This window comes from Streptomyces sp. MBT53 (genome assembly GCF_016654115.1).
Lineage (GTDB): Bacteria > Actinomycetota > Actinomycetes > Streptomycetales > Streptomycetaceae > Streptomyces.
Genome location: NZ_JAEQAZ010000180.1, coordinates 1 through 21001, shown reverse-complemented (window position 1 = coordinate 21001; position 21001 = coordinate 1). Strand labels below are relative to the sequence as shown.

At 71.1% G+C, this 21001-nt stretch carries 19 protein-coding genes; 12 read left to right on the top strand and 7 right to left on the bottom strand.

Annotation, left to right across the window (positions count from 1 at the left end; all coding sequences use genetic code 11):
* The 6 genes from JHN45_RS41065 to JHN45_RS41040 form a co-directional block, all read left to right on the top strand.
* Positions 1–537, top strand: a 537-nt coding sequence (locus JHN45_RS41065) for a response regulator transcription factor (RefSeq protein WP_201054495.1), incomplete at its 5' end; no start/stop codon positions are given.
* Between the two features lie 110 nt (positions 538–647).
* Positions 648–2006: a sensor histidine kinase gene (locus JHN45_RS41060; protein ID WP_201054494.1), complete on the top strand. Its 1359-nt coding sequence runs from the start codon at positions 648–650 to the stop codon at positions 2004–2006.
* Positions 2003–2671: a response regulator transcription factor gene (locus tag JHN45_RS41055; RefSeq protein WP_201054493.1), complete on the top strand. Its 669-nt coding sequence runs from the start codon at positions 2003–2005 to the stop codon at positions 2669–2671. Before JHN45_RS41060 ends, JHN45_RS41055 begins: the two co-directional genes overlap by 4 nt.
* Positions 2672–2853: 182 nt before the next feature.
* On the top strand, positions 2854–3498 hold the full coding sequence (locus JHN45_RS41050; RefSeq protein ID WP_200714206.1) for a hypothetical protein: 645 nt from the start codon (positions 2854–2856) through the stop codon (positions 3496–3498).
* Positions 3499–3511: 13 nt separating this feature from the next.
* Positions 3512–4372 (top strand): glycine betaine ABC transporter substrate-binding protein, encoded by an 861-nt coding sequence (locus tag JHN45_RS41045; protein WP_201054492.1) that lies wholly within the window; start codon positions 3512–3514, stop codon positions 4370–4372.
* A 70-nt stretch (positions 4373–4442) separates the two neighbouring features.
* On the top strand, positions 4443–4811 hold the full coding sequence (locus JHN45_RS41040) for a hypothetical protein (RefSeq protein WP_043667314.1): 369 nt from the start codon (positions 4443–4445) through the stop codon (positions 4809–4811).
* Here the strand turns inward: JHN45_RS41040 and JHN45_RS41035 are convergent.
* The 3 genes from JHN45_RS41035 to JHN45_RS41025 form a co-directional block, all read right to left on the bottom strand.
* Positions 4790–5623 (bottom strand): response regulator transcription factor, encoded by an 834-nt coding sequence (locus JHN45_RS41035; RefSeq protein ID WP_201054491.1) that lies wholly within the window; start codon positions 5621–5623, stop codon positions 4790–4792. The two genes, JHN45_RS41040 and JHN45_RS41035, sit on opposite strands and share 22 nt — an antisense overlap.
* A gap of 102 nt (positions 5624–5725) precedes the next feature.
* Positions 5726–9562 carry a PD40 domain-containing protein gene (locus JHN45_RS41030; RefSeq protein ID WP_201054490.1) on the bottom strand — a complete coding sequence of 1279 codons (3837 nt, stop codon included), beginning with the start codon at positions 9560–9562 and terminating at the stop codon, positions 5726–5728.
* A gap of 140 nt (positions 9563–9702) precedes the next feature.
* The gene (locus JHN45_RS41025) at positions 9703–10044 is read right to left on the bottom strand and encodes an ATP-binding protein (protein ID WP_307783339.1); all 342 of its coding nucleotides are present in this window, start codon (positions 10042–10044) and stop codon (positions 9703–9705) included.
* Between the two features lie 48 nt (positions 10045–10092).
* Between JHN45_RS41025 and JHN45_RS41020 the strand changes: the two genes are divergently transcribed.
* On the top strand, positions 10093–11301 hold the full coding sequence (locus JHN45_RS41020; protein WP_200714211.1) for a cytochrome P450: 1209 nt from the start codon (positions 10093–10095) through the stop codon (positions 11299–11301).
* A gap of 12 nt (positions 11302–11313) precedes the next feature.
* Here the strand turns inward: JHN45_RS41020 and JHN45_RS41015 are convergent, their stop codons facing one another.
* Positions 11314–11850, bottom strand: coding sequence for a MarR family winged helix-turn-helix transcriptional regulator (locus tag JHN45_RS41015; protein WP_200714212.1), 537 nt, complete (start codon positions 11848–11850; stop codon positions 11314–11316).
* A 91-nt stretch (positions 11851–11941) separates the two neighbouring features.
* Between JHN45_RS41015 and JHN45_RS41010 the strand changes: the two genes are divergently transcribed.
* Complete coding sequence (locus JHN45_RS41010) at positions 11942–13405, top strand: MFS transporter (RefSeq protein ID WP_201054489.1); 1464 nt, start codon at positions 11942–11944, stop codon at positions 13403–13405.
* A gap of 58 nt (positions 13406–13463) precedes the next feature.
* Positions 13464–13892 carry a hypothetical protein gene (locus JHN45_RS41005; protein WP_201054488.1) on the top strand — a complete coding sequence of 143 codons (429 nt, stop codon included), beginning with the start codon at positions 13464–13466 and terminating at the stop codon, positions 13890–13892.
* A 38-nt stretch (positions 13893–13930) separates the two neighbouring features.
* Here JHN45_RS41005 and JHN45_RS41000 read toward each other — a convergent pair whose 3' ends face one another.
* Entirely contained in the window at positions 13931–15547 is a 1617-nt protein-coding gene (locus JHN45_RS41000) for an ABC transporter permease (protein WP_201054487.1), read from the bottom strand.
* On the bottom strand, positions 15544–16431 hold the full coding sequence (locus tag JHN45_RS40995; protein WP_200714216.1) for an ABC transporter ATP-binding protein: 888 nt from the start codon (positions 16429–16431) through the stop codon (positions 15544–15546). The genes JHN45_RS41000 and JHN45_RS40995 overlap by 4 nt, the downstream gene beginning before the upstream one ends.
* A gap of 73 nt (positions 16432–16504) precedes the next feature.
* Between JHN45_RS40995 and JHN45_RS40990 the strand changes: the two genes are divergently transcribed.
* Positions 16505–17002: a GbsR/MarR family transcriptional regulator gene (locus JHN45_RS40990; protein WP_200714217.1), complete on the top strand. Its 498-nt coding sequence runs from the start codon at positions 16505–16507 to the stop codon at positions 17000–17002.
* A 128-nt stretch (positions 17003–17130) separates the two neighbouring features.
* Here the strand turns inward: JHN45_RS40990 and JHN45_RS40985 are convergent, their stop codons facing one another.
* The gene (locus JHN45_RS40985; protein ID WP_201054486.1) at positions 17131–18642 is read right to left on the bottom strand and encodes an APC family permease; all 1512 of its coding nucleotides are present in this window, start codon (positions 18640–18642) and stop codon (positions 17131–17133) included.
* 160 nt (positions 18643–18802) lie between these two features.
* On the opposite strand from JHN45_RS40985, the gene JHN45_RS40980 reads away from it, so the two are divergent.
* Together JHN45_RS40980 and eutC are read left to right on the top strand one after the other, a co-directional pair.
* Positions 18803–20191 (top strand): ethanolamine ammonia-lyase subunit EutB, encoded by a 1389-nt coding sequence (locus JHN45_RS40980; RefSeq protein ID WP_201054485.1) that lies wholly within the window; start codon positions 18803–18805, stop codon positions 20189–20191.
* Positions 20188–20961: an ethanolamine ammonia-lyase subunit EutC gene (gene eutC / locus JHN45_RS40975; protein WP_201054484.1), complete on the top strand. Its 774-nt coding sequence runs from the start codon at positions 20188–20190 to the stop codon at positions 20959–20961. Before JHN45_RS40980 ends, eutC begins: the two co-directional genes overlap by 4 nt.
* The last annotated feature ends 40 nt before the right edge of the window (positions 20962–21001 follow it).

The following is a 21001-nucleotide window of genomic DNA, read 5'->3' as shown; positions in this document are numbered from 1 at the left end:
GCCGAACTCGCCCCGGACGTCGTCCTCATGGACATCCGCATGCCCGAGCTCGGCGGCATCGAGGCCACCCGCCGCATCACGGACGCGACCCCGCACATCAAGGTCCTGGTGCTCACCACCTTCGACCTCGACGAGTACGTGTACGAGGCGCTGCGCGCCGGTGCCTCCGGTTTCCTCCTGAAGGACGCGTCCGCGGAGCAACTGGCCGAGGCGGTACGGGTGGTGGCGGCCGGCGACGCACTGCTCGCGCCGGGTGTCACCCGCCGTCTGATCGCCGAGTTCTCCCGGCTGAACGGGACACCGCGCACCCCGCTCAAGTCACGCGTCGGCGACCTCACCGAACGCGAGACGGAGGTGCTCGCGCTGATCGCGCAGGGCCTCTCCAACGCGGAGATCGCCGAGCACCTGGTCGTCGCCGAACAGACCGTGAAGACCCATGTCGGCCGCATCCTGGTGAAGCTGGGGCTGCGGGACCGTACGCAGGCGGCGGTGTTCGCGTACGAGTCGGGGTTGGTGCGGCCCGGAGGCGGTCGCTGAAGCCGCCGGGACGGGGCCGTCAGGCATACCCGTAGTACTTGAGACGGACGCCCCAGGACCCTTCTCACAGGTGACGACGGCTACCCGCCCCGCCGCCTACCGTTTTGAATGTGACCGATACCAGCCAGACGCAGACGATGCCACAGGACGGCGAGTTCGAGCCGTACAAGCCGCGCAGCCCGGAGTTCCGGCTCGCGGCGGACGCCCTGCGCGGGCTGCGGCAGGACCTGTTCCACGACGTCTTCGCCTACCGCCCGTTGCCCCGCTCCACCGCCGACGGCCCGCTGACCCGGCACCTGAAGGGGCGGCTGCGGGAGTACGCGGCCTGGAGCCCGCACGCCCTGATCACCGCGGTCGGCCTGCTCGCGATGTACATCGCGACGAACGACGAGGCCCGCGGCGCCGGCAGCAACGTGATCCTCGGCCTGCTCGCCCTGGCGCCGGTGCTGCTGACCATGGTGCGTCCGGTCGGCGCGTTCTGGCTGTCCATGGCCGCGACCCCGGTCGCCACCGCCCTGGCGACCGAGTTCGACGACGAGTGGCCGTGGCGGACCGGCAGCTTCGTCTGCCACCTGGCCGTGCTCACGATCGTGGCGATACGCACCCGACCGCGCACGGCCGCCTGGATGTGGGCGCTGACGGCGGTCTACGGCATCGGTGCCACCACCGTCGCCGGCGGCCACTCCTTCGGTTCGAACAGTTCGCAGATGCTGTTCCTCTCCGCCCTGGTCCTGCTCGGCGTCACCGTCCGCCACATACGCCACGACGCCGAGCAGGAGGTCACCGCCCAGCAGACCGTCACCGCGCACGAACGCTCCCGGCGCACGCTGCTGGAGGAGCGCACGACGATCGCCCGTGAGCTGCACGACGTGGTGGCCCACCACATGTCGGTGGTCGCCATCCAGGCGGAGGCGGCGCCCTACCGGGTGGAGAACCCGCCGCCGGAGCTGGAGCGCGCGTTCGTCACCATCCGGGAGAACGCGGTGGCGGCCCTGACCGAACTGCGCCGCGTCCTGGGCGTGGTGCGCGCGGAGGACTACGAGGCGCCGGACGCCCCGCAGCCCACCCTCGCCGACATGGACGCGCTGCTCGCCAATGTGCGCGACGCCGGCCTGAGCGTGGAGAAGACGGTGACGGGGGCGGTGCGTGAACTCCCGCAGGGCGTCGAGCTGTCGGCGTACCGGATAGTGCAGGAGGCGTTGAGCAACACCCTGCGGCACGCGCCCGGCGCGAGTGCCCGCGTGGAGATCGGCTATGTGCTGGGAGGGTTGGGCCTGCGGATAGTCAACAGCCCGATACCTGAACCGAGTCTGGTGAAGCCCTCGCCCGGCGCGGGCCACGGCATCACGGGGATGAGGGAGCGGGTCTCCATGCTGAACGGCGAGATGACGGCGGTCCCGGCGGACGGCGGCGGCTACGAGGTGACGGTGTTCCTGCCGGTCCCGAGTGCGAGCGAAGGTGAGGCATGACGATCCGCGTACTGATCGCGGACGACCAGATGATGGTGCGCGAGGGCTTCTCGGTCCTGTTGGGCGCGATGCCGGACATCGAGGTCGTCGGCGAGGCGGTGAACGGACGGGACGCGGTCGAGCGGGTGCGTGAACTGGCCCCGGACGTCGTCCTGATGGACATCCGGATGCCCGAGATGAACGGCATCGAGGCGACCCGCGAGATCGTCGCGGCGGACGGCGCGGCGAAGGTGCTGGTGCTCACCACCTTCGACCTCGACGAGTACGTGTACCAGGCGCTGCGCTCGGGAGCCTCCGGCTTTCTGCTCAAGGACGCCTCGGCACGCCAACTCGCCGACGGCGTACGGGTGGTGGCGGCCGGCGAGGCGCTGCTCGCGCCCTCCGTGACCAAGCGGCTGATCACGGAGTTCTCGAAGCTGGCCGAGGCGCCCCGGCTGATACCGGCCGCGCAGCAGGCGGCGTACGGAGAGTTGACCGAGCGGGAGACGGAGGTGCTGGTCCTCATCGCCCAGGGGCTGTCGAACGTGGAGATCGCCGAGCGGCTGGTGGTCGCCGAGTCGACGATCAAGACCCATGTCAGCCGTGTCCTGGTGAAGTTGGGGCTGCGGGACCGGACGCAGGCGGCGGTGTTCGCGTACGAGGCGAGGCTGGTGACGCCGGGGTAGGCACGGGTACGGGTATGGGTACCTCGCCTCGGGGGCGGGTTCTGAGGAGACTCTGATGGAACGCTGAGCCGATTCTGTCCCGGGCTCTGAGGGGACGTTGATCAGCGGCGGACGAATCCGTTCGAGAGTGGTGCGCAGCAACTGGTGCTTCCACCGAATTCCCCCTCTCGATGGAGTGATCCATGGCATTCGCCCCGCGCAAGAAGACCTCCGCCCGGCGCTTCTCCCCCCGTACGCTCGGTGTGCTCGGTGCCCTCACCGTGGGCGCCTCGCTGCTGACGGCTCCGCAGGCACTCGCCGCCGACACTCCCACCAACGCCGAGCTGCTGAAGGCCTGCAACTGGGCCAGTTTCTGCAAGTTCCGCCCGCAGAGCTACTGGAGCTACACCGGCCCGGCGCACCAGGTCGGCAGCACCGCGTACAACTGCGGGACCCAGACCAACCAGCACCGGATCGACTGGTCGGACACGACCACCGCGGGCAACACGGTCGGCGTCTCGGTCACCGCCGGCTACAAGTTCGCCGAGGTCTTCGAGGTCCAGGTCGAGACGAGCTACAGCCACACCTGGCAGAACTCCCACACCGACACCGAGTCCAACACGGTCAACATCCCCTCGGGCAGCTACGGCTGGATCGAGCGCGGTACCGCGAAGCAGCAGGCCAAGGGGTGGTGGGAGATCCAGTTCAAGGACAAGTACTACGGCCACTACGACTGGTACGTCTACGACTACCAGGAGTCCGGCTTCAACAACGACAACCCCAGCTACGGCTATGTCACCTTCAAGGACAAGCCGATGAGCACGTCCGATCGCGGCCGACACTGCTGACGGGCGGCGCGCGATGTCTCGTACCGCCGCTCTCGCGGTCTGCTCGCTCCTCCTCCTGACCGGCTGCGCGACCGCGAACGCGCAGGGCACGCACGTCGGTTACGCGGACCGTGCGGGGCCGACGGTGATCGGTACCGACGGCTCCACGGAGAGCAGGGTCGTGGCGGCGCTCTACGGCGAACTCCTCACCGGGGCCGGGCAGAAGGTGCGGACGGCGGACGCCTCGTACGCGTCACCGGTCGCCACCGCGCAGGCCGTGGTGGACGGAAGGATCAGCATCGCGCCCGCCTACGAGTCCACTCTGCTGCGGGCGATGCCGGGCGGGCAGACCATGCCGGGGAACATGGAGGCGACGCTGAGCATGGCGTTGCCGCCGGGGATCGTCGCACTGCCCCCGGCCGCCGCACAGGGCGGGGTCGTCCTCGCGGTGACCAGGTCCACCGCGAAGCGGCACAGGCTGTACGGCCTGGCGGATCTGCGCGGGGCCGGTACCGGTCTGACGCTCGGCGGTTCCGCGTCCGGCGATCCCGACGCCCCGTCCGTCGCCACCTTGAAGACGGCATACGGCGTCACGCTCACCCCGGCCGGGACGGCGGGGACGGCGGACGTACGGGTGCTGCGCAGCACCGACCCGGCGATCGCCCGGGACGGGCTGGTGGTGCTCGCCGACCCCAAGGCGGTCGTACCGCCCGAGCATGTCTTCCCGTTGATCAGCGCCCCCGCCCTGGACCTGACCGGCCGGACGGCACTGGCCGGGGTCAACACCCTGCTGACGACACCCCAGTTGGCGAAGCTCACCGCGTCGGTCGACGCGGGCGAGACGCCGGGCAGGGCGGCGCGGGCCTGGCTGCGCGCCAAGGGCCTCCTGCACTAGCCCTGCACCGGCCCGCAAGGGATCAGCCATCAACCATCCACACAACTCACGCACGAAAGGCGGTAGTTCTATGCGCACGGTCAGACGCAAGGTGGTCATGGCGATGCTCGCCGCGGCCGCCGCGGTCGGCGGTCTCGCGGCCCCCGGGACGGCCTCGGCGGCGAGCGACAAGTTCGTGACCCTCAGGGTCTGCAGCGGATCCACCGAGACGGTGAAGTTCTTCTTCGTCGGGGAGAACCAGTACGGCGACTGGATCGGCTCGCAGTTCTGGGAGATCGCGCCCAAGGGCTGCACGACGGCGAGCGGTTACTGGTGGAAGGCCGGGCAGTCGGTCGAGTTCCACCACCGCAAGCCCAGCACCGGCTGGCGCTGGGAGCCCCGGCTCATCTCGTACAACGACACGAAGGACAAGGCGGTCTACGACCTCTGGATCGGCTGACCGCCGGCACCACTGCCGACCCCGCCACCGCCGACCCCCGCACTGCCGACCCCACCACCGATGCTCCCCCTCTCGGTGGTGGGGTCGGCGTTCACCAGATAGCCCGCGCCGCGCACGGTGCGGATGAGGGACTGGCCGGAGTCGCCCAGCTTGCGGCGCAGGTAGTAGACGTAGGTCTCCACGACCCCGGACTCGCCCTGGAAGTCGTACTTCCAGACGCTGTCGAGAATGCTGCCCTTGGAGACCACGCGGCCCGCGTTCTCCATGAGGACCTTCAGCAGGGCGAACTCGGTGGCCGACAGGCGCACCGGCTGTCCGTGCCGCCAGGCCTCGCGGGTGTCGACGTCGAGTTCGACGCCGCCCGCGCGCAGCCGGCGCGAGGCGGCGGGGGTGTCGTGGCCGAGGGGCCGGAGCGGGTCGGTGCCGCGGGAGCGGCGGATCAGGGCGCGGATGCGGGCGCTGAGCTCGGTGAGGTCGAAGGGCTTGGTGACGTAGTCGTCGCCGCCCAGGGCCAGTGCGCGGCACTTGTCGGCGACCGAGTGGCGGCCGCTGAGGAAGAGCACCGGGGTGTTGTCGCCCGAGGCGCGCAGCAGCCGGCAGACCTCGGTGCCGTCCAGGTCGGGCAGGACGAGGTCGAGGAGTACGGCGTCGGGCCGGTGGTCGCGGACGGCGGCCAGGGCCTCGGCGCCCGTGGCGACGGTGTGCGCGTCGAAGCCGAGGAAGCCCAGGGCCGTCACGAGTGGCTCGGAGATACCGGTGTCGTCCTCCACCACGAGGACGGAGGGGCGATCGGGGGAGCGTTCTCGGGTCACGTCTGACGCACCTTCGGTCAAGGGGATCTGTCAGGCCTCACTCCCCAGGCTGACGACCAAAGGGTTGTCCACGTAGCCCCTTCCATCACTCCAGACAAACAATCATCGCTGTTCACAGGTGTTTTGGTAGGGCGCGTCGGGGATGTCCGCGGCCCATGCGGACCGGGTCAGCGAGGTGCCGGCGCGGGCGCACACCTGGGTGAGGACGGCGGCGGCGGAGACGGCGTAGCGCTGGAGCGGGACGTGGTCGCCGGTGACGTAGAGCGTGCTGTTGTCGGGGCTGAAGGCGAGGGAGCGGATGTTCTCGCCGGGGGTGGGCAGGGTGCCGCCGAGGGGTTGCCGGGTGGCGGTGTCCCAGAGCTGGACGGTGCCGGCGTCGCCGGCGACGGCGAGGGTGCGGCCGTCCGGGCTGAAGGCCAGCGCGCTGACGGCTTCGGGGGTGTTGGTGAGGGGGGCGGGGAAGACGTTCGGCAGGATGCCGGCGCGGTCGCGCAGTGCCCCGTCCCACAGGGCGACCCGCCCGGTCAGGTCGCCGGCCGCGAGCCGGGAGCCGTCGCCGCTGAACGCGAGGGCGCCGATCCTCCCGCTCTGCCCGAGGGCCTGTGCGGTGACGGGTCCGGAGGGCAGGGCGACGGTGTGGCTGTTGCCGACGAGGAGCCGGCCGTCGGGCCGGACGGCGAGGGTGCCGCTGTCGAAGTCCTGGAGCACGGCGGTTCTGCGCTGTCGGGTGGTGTCCCAGACCTCGTCGGTGACCTCGGGGGCGCCGGTGGTGTCCGGGACGGTGCCCGCGAGACCTGTCAGCTTGGTGAGTTCGGGCAGGTCGTCGAGGTCGGGCAGCACCACGGCGGCCGGGGCGCTCCAGGTGCGCGCGGCCAGCAGGGTGCGCCCGCCCGGGCCGAGGGCGACCGCGACCGCGGGCCCCGACGCCGACGCGGAGGGGGCGGTGGCGAGATCGACCGTGCCGCGTTCCCGGCCGCGTGCGACATCCCAGAGTGTCAGCCGCTGGGTGGCGGTGTCCCGGCCCGGTGCGGACACCCCGTAGGCGAACGTGTCGCCGTCCGGGCTGAACGCCATCAGGGACCTGGTGTCCGCGGGCACGACCGGTTCGCTCCCGGCGCGGGCCACCGGGAGCGCGGGGGAGCGCAGTTGGCGCAGGAGCCGTCCGTTCACGGTGGCGCGGAGCTGGAAGCGGTAGTGGTCGCCGGTCCGTTCGGCGGTGGCGAGGACGCGGCCGGAGGGGTCGAGCAGCGTGTTGTCCAGCGGGCGGTCCCGCCACCGGGGGGTGGTCGCGGCGGCGACGTCGAGGGTGTGGACGGTGGCGCCTTCGAGGTAGCGCAGGACGGGACGGTCGGGGTCCCAGGCCAGACTCCCCGACGGCAGCTGCCCGTTGAGGGAGTACCGGAACACGGGCGCGTCCGGCGCCGACAGCCGCCACACCCGGATCTCGTCACGGCACGAGGCCGCCAGGAACTCCCCGTCCCGGCTGAAGGCCGCGTACTGGACGTCCGGATAGAAGAGGCCGGCGAGCCGCCGTCCCGAGGTGGTGTCCCAGGCGCGGATCCCGGTGCTGGACAGGGCGATGAGCCGATGGTCCGCACCGAGCCTGAGCAGTTCGTACGCGTCGTCGCAGATCCCGTGGGTGTGCTCCCACGCGCCGTGCAGCGCACGCCGACGGCCGAGGTCCCACACGGCGGGCGCGTGCCCCTTGGCACAGACGGCGACCTGCCGGTCGTCCGGACTCGGCGCCACATCGGGCCCGCCCGCGCCCGAGGCCGCGTAGAGCACCCGGTCGCCTGCGACGGCCCGCAGCCACGTCCGCCCGCGGTGCGGATCGCGCACCACATAGCTGCGGCCGCTGGGCCCGAAGCCGATCCGGTACGACGACGGCAGCGCCCGCGCGGGCCCGGTCCACTTCCCGGTGACGGTGTCCAACAGCCGCTTCCCGCCCGGAACTTGAACCGCCACGACCCGGGCGTCGGGACCGGCGCCGAGCACCGTGGCGGCCCCGGGCAGGGGCCCGGAGGCGATACGGCGGTGGCTCGCCACGTCCCACGTGCCCCAGGTCCGTCCCTCGGTGCTGAGCACGGTACGGCCGGAGTCGGCGAGGAAGCGCGGGGTGTCGCCGTCCGACCCGGGCGCGGTGAAGGCGTCCAGCTGGGGCTGGGTGAGCGCGCCGAGCAGCGCCGAGCGGCTCTCGGTGAGCGGGGCGGTGCGCCAGGCGGCGACGCTGAGCAGCATGGCGGTCCTGGGGTCGGTGGCCCGCATCGAACCGGCGACCGAGGCGACCCGGCGCGCGGCCGTCTCGACTCGTTCCCGTACGCCGTTGCGGTGCAGCTGCCAGGCGACCAGACCGGTGACCAGTGACAGCGCCACGGCGACGGACAGCGAGAGGATCAGGCGCCGGGCCCGGCGGGCGGTCCGGGTGGCCGAACGGTGTTCGTGAGCGCGGGCGTCGAACGCGGCGGTGAGGAACTCCCGCTCCAGCGTGTTGAGTTCGAGGGAGAGCCCGGCCGCGAACATCTCCTCCGCGTGGGCCAGCCGGTTGCCCCGGTAGAGGGTGCCGGTGTCGCGGCCGAGCTCCTCCCAGGTACGGGCGGCCTGGGTGAGGCTCCGGTGCTGGCGCAGCCGTTCACGATCTTCTTCCACCCAACTGTGCAGCCGGGGCCAGCTGTTGATGAGGGCCTCATGGGCCAACTCCATGCCCTCGGCGTCCACGGTCAACAGCCGGGCACGGGCCAGCCGTTCGACGACCTCGCGCAACTCCGGGTCGGAGGCGTCCAGTTCGTCCCGCCGGACCGGGCGCCGGGTGTCCGTGGTCCCCTGCCCCGGTTCGACCAGCCGCAGCAGCACCCGCCGGGCGGTGCGTGCCTGGGCGGGGGAGAGGCTGTCGTAGAGGTGCTCGGCGGTCGCGGCGATCGCCCCGCACACCCCGCCCGCCGCCTCGTAGGCGGCCATGGTCAGGGTCCGGCCGCGGCGCCGGTGCCAGGTCTCCAGCAGGGCGTGCGACAGCATCGGCAGCGCGCCCGGCCGGTCGACGACCTCGTCGATGATCCGGGCGGTCAACTCCCGCTCGACCAGCAGCCCCGCAGCGGCCGCAGGCCGGACCACCGCCTCCCGCAACTCCGTCGCGTCCATCGGCCCGACCAGCAGATGCGCCTCCCGCAACGCGTCCACCAGCCCCCGGTGTTCGGCGCACCGGGCGTAGAAGTCGGCCCGTACGGCGATGACGACCCGCAGCCGGGACCGCCGCTCCCGGGCGGCGAGCAGCAGCTCGACGAACCGGGCCCGTTCCTCCCGGTCCCGGCACAGCGTGAAGATCTCCTCGAACTGGTCGACCACCACCCAGCTGTCCGGCTCCCCGTCCCCCGGAGCCAGCAGATGCCCGTGGGTCGCCGCCGGCGTGGCGCCCGGGGTGAGCACCCGCAGCACGGCCGCGCAGCCGTCCTGCTCGACGCGTCGCCGCAGCCGGGGTATCAGCCCCGCCCGCAGCAACGACGACTTTCCGCTGCCGGACGCCCCGACCACCATCGCCAGCCGGTGCTCGCACACCAGCTCAAGCAACTCCCCGACCAGCCGCTCCCGCCCGAAGAACAGCTCCTCGTCACCGGGTTCGAACCGCACGAGCCCGCGATACGGCGGCTCGTCCGCCCCGCCTCCGTCCTGCCGGGCGGCCATGTCCTCCTCGGCCGCCGTCTTCCACCGCGTCTCCCACTCCCCGGGATCGGCGTCACAGGCCCGCGCGTACGCCTGCACCACGGCGAGCGAAGGCAACCGCTCCCCGCCGGCCGCCTGCGCGAGGGTGGCCGCCGAGTAGTGCGCGCGCCTGGCCATCGTCCGGTACGACGGGCCGCCGCACCCGGCACGCAGTTCCCGCAGCTGATGCGCGAGCCGCTGCACGGCTCCGGCCTCGGGATCCACCGGCCGCTCGGGACGTCCCATCGCACCACCAATCGCCCGTTCCTGGCAGGGTCGCAATGATTGAAACATCAAGAAGCGACGGACCGGGCCGGGACCGGGAACGGGCCTCGCGATATTCACCACAAGTCCACAGGCGGTGGCTACCGGGTGGGAGCTCCTGGTCAGCAGCCCGCCCAGCGGCTGCTCGAGGACGCGCCGCACACCAACTCGCCGACAGGGCGCGGCCGGCCCCATCGGTCGGCGCAGGCACGGACCAGGGCGAGGCCGCGGCCGTCCTCGGCGGTGGTGGGGCGGTCCCACGCCTGTGGTGGTTCGGGTGGTTCGGGGTTCGCGTCCCAGGCGTCGATGCGGAGAGTACTGGGCGACCAGGAGACTCGTAGGGCGGCGGGGCCGTCGGTGTGGCGTACGGCGTTGGCGAGCCACCGCGTCGGGCGGAAGTCACTGGAGCGGAAACACGCAGGGGCGACCGGTGGTCCCGCCGCCTCCCGGGTCACCGGGATCACTGAGGTCGCCCCTGGTCAGACCCGGTGCTGTCGGTCTAACGTCCGTCCATGGCAGCCTTCGACCCGTGGGACCCGGACTTTCTCGCCGACCCGTACCCCTCCTATGCCGATCTGCGCGCCCAGGGCCGGGTGCACTACTACGAGCCCACCGACCAGTGGCTGGTGCCCCGGCACGCGGACGTCTCGGCCCTGCTGCGGGACCGCCGGCTGGGCCGCGCCTACCAGCACCGTTTCACCCACGAGGACTTCGGCCGTACGGCACCCCCGCCCGAGCACGAGCCCTTCCACACCCTCAACGACCACGGGATGCTCGACCTGGAGCCCCCGGACCACACCCGCATCCGGCGCCTGGTGTCGAAGGCGTTCACCCCGCGCACGGTCGAGCAGCTCAAGCCGTACGTGAGCCGGTTGGCCGGTGAGCTGGTGGACGGACTGGTGGCGCGGGGCGGCGGCGACCTCCTCACGGACGTGGCCGAACCGCTCCCCGTCGCGGTGATCGCCGAGATGCTCGGCATCCCCGAGTCCGACCGCGCTCCGCTGCGCCCCTGGTCGGCGGACATCTGCGGGATGTACGAGCTGAGCCCGAGCGAGGACACGGCGGCCAAGGCGGTCCGCGCGTCGAACGAATTCTCCTCGTATCTACGCGAGTTGATCGCGGCCCGGCGCAAGGAGCCCGGTGACGATCTCATCTCCGGCATGATCGCGGCCCACGACGAGGACGACGACCGCCTCACCGAACAGGAGCTGATCTCCACCGCCGTACTGCTGCTCAACGCGGGCCACGAGGCGACGGTGAACGCCACGGTCAACGGCTGGTGGGCGCTGTTCCGGCACCCGGACCAGCTGGCGGCGCTGCGCGCGGACCACTCGCTGATCCCGTCCGCCGTCGAGGAGTTGATGCGCTACGACACCCCGCTCCAGCTCTTCGAACGGTGGGTGCTGGACGAGATCGAGATCGACGGCACGGTGATCCCGAGGGGCGCGGAGATCGCGATGCTGTTCGGCTCCGCCAACCGTGACGCGGCCGTCTTCGCGTCCCCGGACCGGCTGGACCTCACCCGCGCCGACAACCCGCACATCAGCTTCAGCGCGGGCATCCACTACTGCATCGGCGCGCCCCTGGCCCGTATCGAACTGGCCGCGTCCATGCGGGCGTTGCTGGAACGGGCCCCCACGCTCACCCTGGCGGCGGACCCGGTCCGCAAGCCGAACTTCGTGATCCGGGGGCTGGAGGGCCTGAGCGTCGAGGTGGGGTGAGTGAGGCCGGACCTACCTCGCCGCCCCGCCGCGCGGCCCCGGTGACTGGCGGCCGCCGGTTCGGGCGGGGCGGGACGCGGGGATCTCCCTCAGCCGTTCGACGTGTCCCTGCTGGACGTCGCGGGTGAAGGTGAGGTAGTCGATGACCACTTCGAGCTGCTCGGGGGTGTAGCGCTCGCGCACCCGCCGGCCGGCGTCCTCGATGAACGGGCCGATCAGGCCGTAGGCCTGCTGCGCGGCCTCATTGGTGACGCGGATCAGGGTCTTGCGTCGGTCGTCGGGGTGCGGGGTGCGGGTGAGGTAGGCGAGCTTCTCCAGCCGGTCGAGCATCGTGGTGACGCTCCCGGTGGTGAGGCCGAGCTGTCGGCTCAGTTCGCGCGGAGTGATCTCCGGCACCGCGAGAAGGATCTCCAGGCAGCGTAGATCGGTCTCGTTGACGCCCATCAGACGGGCCAGCTCGCGGTCGAAGTCGTCGACGGCGCCCTGATAGGCCTGTACGGCCACGCCCAGCCGCGCTTCGACCGACCCCGAGCCCGTTCCGCTTGACATTCGAGATATCTCCCTTCATCGTACTTCTCGGCAGTCATTCGCTTGAAAGCCAAGATATATGAAAGTCAAGCTGAACTGAGGAGTCGACGCCATGTCGTCCAGCACGACCAACACGAGGAACGTAGCCGCTGACGGCGGCGGCGGGGCGGTGCCGTATCCGAAGCGATGGGCCGCGGCGTTCGTGATGATCCTCGCGGCGCTGCTCGACATGATCGACGGATCGATCGTGAACACCGCGCTGCCGTCCATCGGCAAGGGCCTGAAGGCCACCCCCGCCGACCTCCAGTGGACCGTGTCGGCGTACATGCTCGGCTTCGCCGCCACGCTGATCATCGCCGGGCACCTGGGCGACCGCTACGGCCGCAAGAAGCTGTTCCTGCTCGGTGTCACCGCGTTCGCGCTGACGAGCCTGGCCAGCGCGCTGGCGACCTCGGCGGGTGTGCTCGTCGCCTCGCGCGGTCTCCAGGGCGTGGCCGCGGCCGTGATCATGCCGCAGATCCTCGCCTCGTTCCGCACGATGTTCGACGGCGAGGAGCGCGGCAAGGCCTTCGCCCTGTACGGCGCGATCGCCGGCATCTCGACAGCCGTAGGTGTGCTGCTAGGTGGCGTACTGACCGACTGGGACCTGTTCGGCTGGGGGTGGCGCACGATCTTCGTCATCAACCTTCCGCTGGCCGTCCTCGTCCTGGTCCTGGGCGTCAAGTGGATCCCCGCCTCGAAGGACCACGCCTTCAGCGGCCGTATCGACGTCCTCGGCAACCTCGTGCTCGCCGCGGGTCTGGTCGCGATCGTGCTGCCGCTGGTCCAGGGCCGTTCCAACGGCTGGCCGTTGTGGGGCTGGATCTGCCTGGCCGCCGGTGTCCTCGCGCTCGTCGCCCTGACCGTCTCGGAGAAGAAGCGCGGCATCGAACACCCCCTCCTCCCCACGGACCTGTTCCACAAGCCCGCCTTCAGCGCCGGCCTGCTGGTCCAACTCCTCTTCTACGGCGGCATGTCCGGCTTCTTCCTGGTCTTCACCGTCTGGCTGCAGTCCGGGCAGGGTTACTCCCCGACCGGGGCCGGTCTGCTGATGGTCGCCTTCAGCGCGGGCTCGATCCTGTCCGCGCCCGCGGTCGACCCGCTGGTCGCGAAGTTCGGGCGCAGTGTGCTGATCCTGGGCGCGCTGGTGATGGCGGGCGGACTGTTCTGGGTCCGGCACGAGGCCCAGGACGCGGCCCAAGTCCACACCGGCGCCTGGCCGTTGGTCCCGGGACTGTTCCTTGCCGGGGTCGGCCTGATCTTCCTGATCATCCCGCTGGTCAACACCATCCTGAGCACCGTGCCGGGCGAGTTGGCGGGCGGCGCGTCCGGAATCCTGTCCACGGCCCAGCAGTTCGGCGGGGCGCTCGGCGTCGCCGTCATCGGCAACGCGTTCTTCTCCCACGCCGACAAGGGCCTCACCGACGCGATCGTCCACGCGGGCCCGTGGGCCATCGGCGCGTACCTGCTGTGCGCGGTGCTGTGCCTGGCTCTGCCCCGCAAGGCGGTCGGCGACCAGGCCGAGCCGGCCCTCTGACAGGCCATTCCCCTACGGCAGTTCACGCCCCCGCACGGAAACGAAAGAGAGCACGCCCATGTCCGAGAAGATCACCCCCGCCGAGATCCTGACCCCCGACGACAAGCTCACCCTCCAGACCGCCGCCCACGGTGTCGTCTCCCTGATGGCGGCGGCCGACCCCGGTCCGATCTCCTCCACCCGCTCCGGGACGGCCGGCGGCAAGGCGCTGTCCTCCGCGACCGGACTGGTCGGCCGGGTCCTGGCCGAGAAGGCCAAGGGCCTTGATCTGGGCGGCAGTTCGACCGCCGACCTCGCCGACCGCGTCTTCGCCGCGCTCGCCGACTCGGTGACCCTCCTCAAGGCGAAGGCCCCGGAGGAGGTGGCGAACTTCCGCGACACGATCGCCACGATCACGGAGGCGGCCTCCCGCGCCCACAGGGGCGGCCCCGGGCCCGCCGAGACGGCGATGATCCAGAAGATCAGCGCGGCGCTCGCCGACGCCTGACCGGCGACGCGTGACCGCTGCCCGTCCGGCCGCTCCGGTCACGTGCTCAGGTCGCGTCTCCGCAGCCCGGTCAGTCCCACCCCCACCAGTACTACGGCGATCCCGGTGAGCGCGGCCACCGGCCCCCACTCCATCTCCCCGCCCGGCAGCTTCGGCAGGTGGCCGAAGGGGGAGAGGTCCAGGATCGTCTGGGGGAGGTTCAGCGCCGGGCCGATCCAGCCGAGGAGGAGGGCGAGGCCCGCCGCTGCCCAGGACAGGGGGGACAGGCGGGGGGAGAGGCCGTGGAGGAGGACCGCGAGGGCGCCCAGGGTCCAGATCGCCGGGAGTTGGACCAGGGTGGCGGCGAGGATGGGGCCGGGCTCGGCGCCGTAGCCGAGGGTGAGGCCCAGGCCGCTCAGGAGCATGATCAGGGCCGCGCCCGCGAAGGCGATCGTCAGGTGGCCGGCCGCCCAGCGCAGGCGGCCCACCGCGTTCGCGAGGATCGGTTCGGCGCGTCCGGTCGTTTCCTCGCTGTGCAGCCGTAGGACCGACGAGACCGCGTAGAGCGCGGCCAGCATGCCGAACATGCCGACCATCGTGGCCAGGAACGCGTCCTCGATGCCGGACTGGCCGCCCATCCGTTCGATGATCTCGCGGGTCCTGGCGTTGTCGCCGACCAGGTCCGCCGCGCCCTTGGTGATGCCGCCGAAGGCGACGCCGGCCGCGAAGAAGCCGAGGCTCCAGCCCAGGACGCTGCCCCGTTGGAGGCGCCAGGCGAGTGCCGCTGCCGTGCCGAGGCGACCGTTCGCCGGGCCGGGGCGGGCGGGCAGAAAGCTCATGCCTACGTCCCGGCGGCCCGCCAACTCGTAGGCCAGGGAGCCTTGCAGGAGTGCCGCCGCCGCGAACAGGCCCAGTACCCACCAGCGTTCGGACGCGAACGGGCGGAGGTTCTCCAGCCAGCCGACCGGGGAGAGCCAAGTCAGAGGGGAGGAGGCGTCGTCGGTGATCGAGTCCCCTGCCGCGCGGAGTACGAACGCCGCTCCCACCAGACCGCCGGTCAGGCCCTTCGCCAGTCGCCCGCTGTCCGTGAACTGCGCGACGATCGCCGCGAGCGTCGCGAACACCATGCCCACTCCGCCGATGCCGAGGCCGAGGGCCAGGGCGCCCGCCGTGCCTTGGCCGGCCAGCCCGGCCGTGATCAGCAGCGCCAGCGCGGAGTCGGCGACGAACGCCGTCAGCAGGGCCGCCGTCAGGGGTGCGCGGCGGCCCACCATCGCCGAGGAGACCAGTTCCTGGCGGCCGCTCTCCTCCTCGTCCCGGGTGTGCCGTACTACGACGATCAGGCTCATGACTCCGGCGAGGATCGCGGCGTAGCCGCCGATGCGCCACGCGGTGAGGCCGCCCAGGGAGTCGCTGAACACCGGGCCGTAGGTGGCGCGCAGCGAGCTGTTGGTGAGCATCTGGCGGGCGATGTCGGCGCGTTCGGCGGGGGTGGAGTAGACGCTGCGCAGGGAGCTGGGGAGGGACAGCACCAGCAGGCTCGTCACTGCTACCCAGGACGGGATCACCACCCGGTCTCGGCGCAGGTTGAAGCGCAACAGGGCGCCGGTGCCTGCGAGTTGGCGCGAGCTGCCGGTGTTGGTGCCGGTGCGTACGGGGAACGCGGCGGCTGTCATTCCGTCTCCTGGTAGTGACGGAGGAACAGCTCCTCCAGCGTCGGTGGCTTCGAGGTGAGCGACCGTACGCCCGAGTCGCTCAACGACCGCAGTACGGCGTTGAGTTGGTCCGTCTCTACCTGGAGGCGGACGCGGTGGCCCTGTACGTCGAGGTCGTGCACGCCGGGGAGGGCGGCCAACCCGTTGGGGGCACCGGTGAGTTCGGCGCTCACGCTGGTGCGGGTGAGGTGGCGCAGGTCGGCCAGTGAACCGCTCTCCACCGTGCGGCCGTTGCGGATGATGCTCACGCGGTCGCACAACTCCTCGACCTCGCTGAGGATGTGGGAGGAGAGGAGGATCGTCCGGCCCCGGTCGCGTTCCTCCTCCACGCAGCGCTGGAAGACCTCCTCCATGAGCGGGTCGAGGCCCGAGGTCGGTTCGTCCAGGATCAGCAGGTCGACGTCCGAGGCGAACGCGGCGACCAGGGCGACCTTCTGGCGGTTGCCCTTGGAGTACGTGCGGCCCTTTTTGGTGGGGTCGAGTTCGAAGCGGTCGATCAGGTCGGCGCGGCGGGTCTTGTCGAGGCCGCCGCGCAACTTGCCGTAGAGGTCGATGACTTCGCCGCCGGAGAGGTTGCGCCAGAGGGTCACGTCGCCGGGGACGTAGGCGACCCGGCGGTGGAGTTCGACCGCGTCGGCCCAGGGGTCGCGGCCCAGGAGCTGGGCGGCGCCCGAGTCGGCGTGCAGCAGGCCGAGGAGGACGCGGATCGTCGTGGACTTGCCCGAGCCGTTGGGGCCGAGGAAGCCGTGCACCTCGCCGGTCTCGACGTCCAGGTCGAGGCCCGCGAGGGCCTGTGTCCTGCCGAACGACTTGTGCAGCCCGGAGACGGTGATTGCCTTCGTCATGGAGCCGAACGTACGCTAACTTCAGAAATTTGTGAAGTTAAGGAAGTGTATGAAGCGCGGGTAGGGTGGGTCCATGACGGATACAACCGGTGGGCGGGACGCGGAGTCCGTGTCGAAGTTCGTCGAGTCCTTCGCGGCGCAGCTGGTCGAGGCGGGGATGCAGCGGATGCCGGCGCGGATCTTCGCCGCGCTGCTCTCCTCGGACGAGGGCGCGATGACCTCGGTCGAGCTGGGCGAGCAGCTGCGGATCAGTCCGGCGGCGGTGTCCGGTGGGGTGCGGTATCTGGCGCAGCAGCACATGGTGTCGCGGGAGCGGGAACCCGGTTCGCGGCGCGAGCGGTACCGGGTTCAGGGCAACCAGTGGTACGAGGCGCTCACCAACCGCGAGGCTGTCCTCAAGCGGTGGGAGGCGGCGCTGAGCGAGGGGGTGGCCAGCCTCGGCGCGGAGACGCCTGCGGGGCGCCGCATGGCCGAGACGCTGGCGTTCTTCGAGTTCGTCGACGGGGAGATCGCGGCGATGATGGAGCGTTGGCGGGTCCACCGTGAAACACGCTTCGGCGGACTCACCTAAGGGGCGCGGGGAACTGCGCGACCAGCCCACCACCGGACCGCAGACGAGTNAGACGAGTACGAATCTGCGGGAGCGTCGTGGCTGGTCGCGCAGTTCCCCGCGCACCTAAAGGCAAAAGACAAAAGCCGTTAGCGCTCCTTGGTTTCTTCGAGCACCGTGCGGCCGAGCAGCGCGTAGCGCTCAGGGGACCGGCGCTTCAGATACTGCGCGTAGCCGATGCCCGTTGCCGCGACCAGGGCCACCAGCCACGGGGTTGCCTTGAGGAGGGGGGAGTCGGACTCCGAGCCCGCTGCCACGCTCATGTTGGAGACCAGGAGCAGGACCACCGCCAGCATCGCCACACCGCCGAGCAGCGGAGCGGTGAACGTGCGGAACCAGTGGCGGCTCTCGGGGTGGTGGGTGCGGAAGTAGGCGAGCACCGCGAACGAGCACACGGCCTGGACGACCAGGATGGCCATCGTGCCGAGGATGGCGAGCAGGACGTAGAGCGCGTTGGCCGGGTCCTTGCTCGTGGCCCAGAACGCGAGGATCAGGGCGGCGCTGATCACGGTCTGCACGAAGCCCGCGATGTGCGGGGAGCCGTGCTTGGCGTGGGTGCGGCCGATGGTGTTCTTCAGCTTCGGCAGAACGCCTTCGCGGCCCAGTGCGTACATGTAGCGGCTGGCGCAGTTGTGGAAGGCCATGCCGCAGGCGAGCGAGCCGGTGATCATCAGCCACTGCATGAGGTCGACCGCCCAGTGGCCGACGTAGTGCTCGGTGGGGTTGAAGAAGAGGGCGAGGGGGTTGGCGGAGGAGGCGACCTTGACGGCCTCCGTCTCGCCGTTGCCGATGATCGCCATCCAGGAGACGAAGACGTAGAAGACGCCGACGCCGAGGACCGAGATCATCGTCGCCTTGGGGATGATCTTCTTCGGGTCGCGGGACTCCTCGCCGTACATGGCCGTGGACTCGAAGCCGACCCAGGACCAGAAGGCGAAGAAGAGGCCGAGACCGGCGCTCGTGCCCTTGAACGCGTTGACCGGGTTGACCGGGCCGAAGGTGAAGCCGTGCGGGCCGCCGCCGTGCAGGGCGACCGAGATCGCCATCGCGGCGAGGACGGTCACCTCGGTGCCGAGGAGGACGACGAGCAGCTTCTCCGCGACCGAGACGCCGAACCAGGTGCCCGTCGCGTTGACCGCCAGCATCACGATGGCGAAGACCCACCACGGGATGTCAAGTCCCGTCTGGTCCTTGAAGGTTCCGGTGGCGAAGGTCGAGAAGATGCCGATCAGCGCCGGCTCGAACACGACGTACGCGAAGGTGGCGAGGAGGCCGGAGGCGAGGCCGACGGTGCGGCCGAGGCCGTAGGAGATGAAGCCGTAGAACGCGCCCGTCGAGGTGATGTGCTTGGCCATCGATGTGAAGCCGACGGAAAAGATTGCCAGGACGACCATTGCGACGAGGTAGCTCGCCGGGGCGCCGATGCCGTTGCCCGACGAGACCATGAAGGGCACGTTGCCGGTCATCGCGGTGATCGGGGCGGCGGTCGCGACGGCCATGAAGACCACGCCCAGCAGGCCGATGGCGTTGGGCTTGAGCCGGTGAACGGCGCCGTCCTCGCTTGTGTCCGCCGCGGGGGCGACTCCTTCGTCCACTGCCATCGGGATGGCTCCTCTCCTGCTGCTCGGGTGGGTCTACGGTGCGGAACTCTGTCGGCCGAATGAGTCCGGCAAGGGTTTCCGTGCGTTAAATGTTTGTCAACCAGACCTTTAGAAATCTGGCGAAATCTGGGGGCAACACGCGGCTCGTACGGTCGCCGTCATGAGTACGTACACCTCGACCCTCGGCGGCCACCGCTACCGCTTCGGCTCCCTCGCGCGGCTGCTCGCCGCCGCGAGCCCCGAGCGGTCCGGCGACCGGCTGGCGGGGCTGGCGGCCGAAAGTGCCCAGGAGCGGGTCGCGGCGCGGTGGGCGCTGGCGGACGTACCGCTGACCGCCTTTCTCGCCGAGCCGGTGATCCCCTACGAGACCGACGACGTGACCCGGCTGATCCTCGACACGCATGACGCGGCGGCTTTCGGGGCGGTGGCCGGGCTGTCCGTGGGCGGGTTCCGGGAGTGGCTGCTGACGGCCGACACCGGTCAACTGGCCGCCGTGGCGCCCGGGTTGACGCCGGAGATGGTGGCGGCCGTGTCGAAGCTGATGGGCAACGCGGATCTGGTCGCCGTCGCGCGCAAGGTGCGGGTGGTGACCGCCTTCCGGTCGACGATCGGGCTGCCGGGGCGGCTCGCCACCCGGCTCCAGCCCAACCACCCCACCGACGACCCGGCGGGCGTGGCCGCGGCCCTGCTCGACGGGCTGCTGCTCGGCTCCGGCGACGCGGTCATCGGCATCAACCCGGCGACCGACAGCCCGAAGGCGGTACGGGACCTGCTGGAACTGCTGGACGGGGTCATCCAGCGCTACGCGATCCCCACCCAGTCCTGCGTGCTGTCCCACGTCACGACGAGCATGGACCTGATGGAGCGCGGGGCGCCGGTCGACCTCGTCTTCCAGTCCATCGCCGGCACCCAGGCGGCCAACGCGTCCTTCGGCGTGACGCTGGGGCTGTTGGACGAGGCGTATGAGGCGGCGAAGGCGCTCGGCCGGGGCACGGTCGGCTCGAACGTCATGTACTTCGAGACCGGCCAGGGCAGCGCGCTGTCGGCCGACGCGCACCACGGGGTGGACCAGCAGACGGTGGAGGCACGGGCGTACGCGGTCGCCCGCCGCTACGACCCGCTGCTCGTGAACACGGTCGTCGGCTTCATCGGCCCGGAGTACCTCTACGACGGCCGGCAGATCCTCCGCGCCGCCCTGGAGGACCACTTCTGCGGCAAGGTGCTCGGCCTGCCGATGGGCCTGGACATCTGCTACACCAACCACGCCGACGCGGACGACGACGACATCGCCACCATGCTCACCATGCTCGGCGTGGCCGGCGCGTCCTTCGTGATCTGCACCCCGGGCGGCGACGACATCATGCTCAACTACCAATCCGCCTCGTACCACGACGCGTTGTACCTCCGCGAAGTCCTCGGCCTGCGCCCGGCACCGGAGTTCGAGACCTGGCTCGACTCCATCGGCCTGCTGGAAGAGGGCGGGTCGATCCGTGATGTATCCGCCACGGCCCACCCGTTGACGGCGATCGGAAGGGAACTGGCGGCATGACGACCGGTCAAGTGGAGCTGCTGGGCGGGGAGTTGTGGCCGACCCTGCGACGCCACACGCAGGCGAGGATCGGCCTCGGGAGGGCGGGCTCGGGGCTCCCGACCCACCACCGGCTGGAGTTGCAGGCCGCGCACGCGGCGGCGCGGGACGCGGTGCATTCACCGTTCGCGCCGGAGGTGGTGGCGGCGGCGCTGGGCGGCGAGCCGACGGTACGGGTGCGCAGCGCGGCGCCCGACCGGCTCACGTATCTCCAACGCCCGGACCTGGGGCGCCGGTTGGACCCCGCCGACCGCGCGCACCTTCCCGTCGGCGACTGGGACGTCGTCTTCGTGGTCGCCGACGGTCTGTCCAGCAGGGCGGTGCACGAGCACGCGGCGGCCATGGTGCGCGCGACGACGGCACTCCTGCCGACGTCCTGGCAGGTGGCCCCGGTGGTCCTCGCGGAACAGGCCCGCGTGGCCCTCGGCGACGACGTCGCCTCGGCGATGGGCGCGACGATGGTCGTGGTCCTGGTCGGCGAGCGCCCCGGAATGTCGGCGGCGGACTCCCTGGGCGCGTACCTGACGTACCGCCCGAAGCCGGGGGTGACGACGGACGCCGACAGGAACTGCCTGAGCAACATCCGACCGCCGCTGGGGCTGACGTACGAGGTGGCGGCGGGGAAGTTGGCGGGACTGATGGGCAGGGCGAGGGAGTCGGGAGTCACGGGGGTGGCGCTGAAGGACGACTCGGACGCGCCGATGCTGAATTCCAGCCCCTCCGCTTCTTGAGTCGCCCGGGTCCGAAAAACAGCCCCTCCGGCGTTTGAGG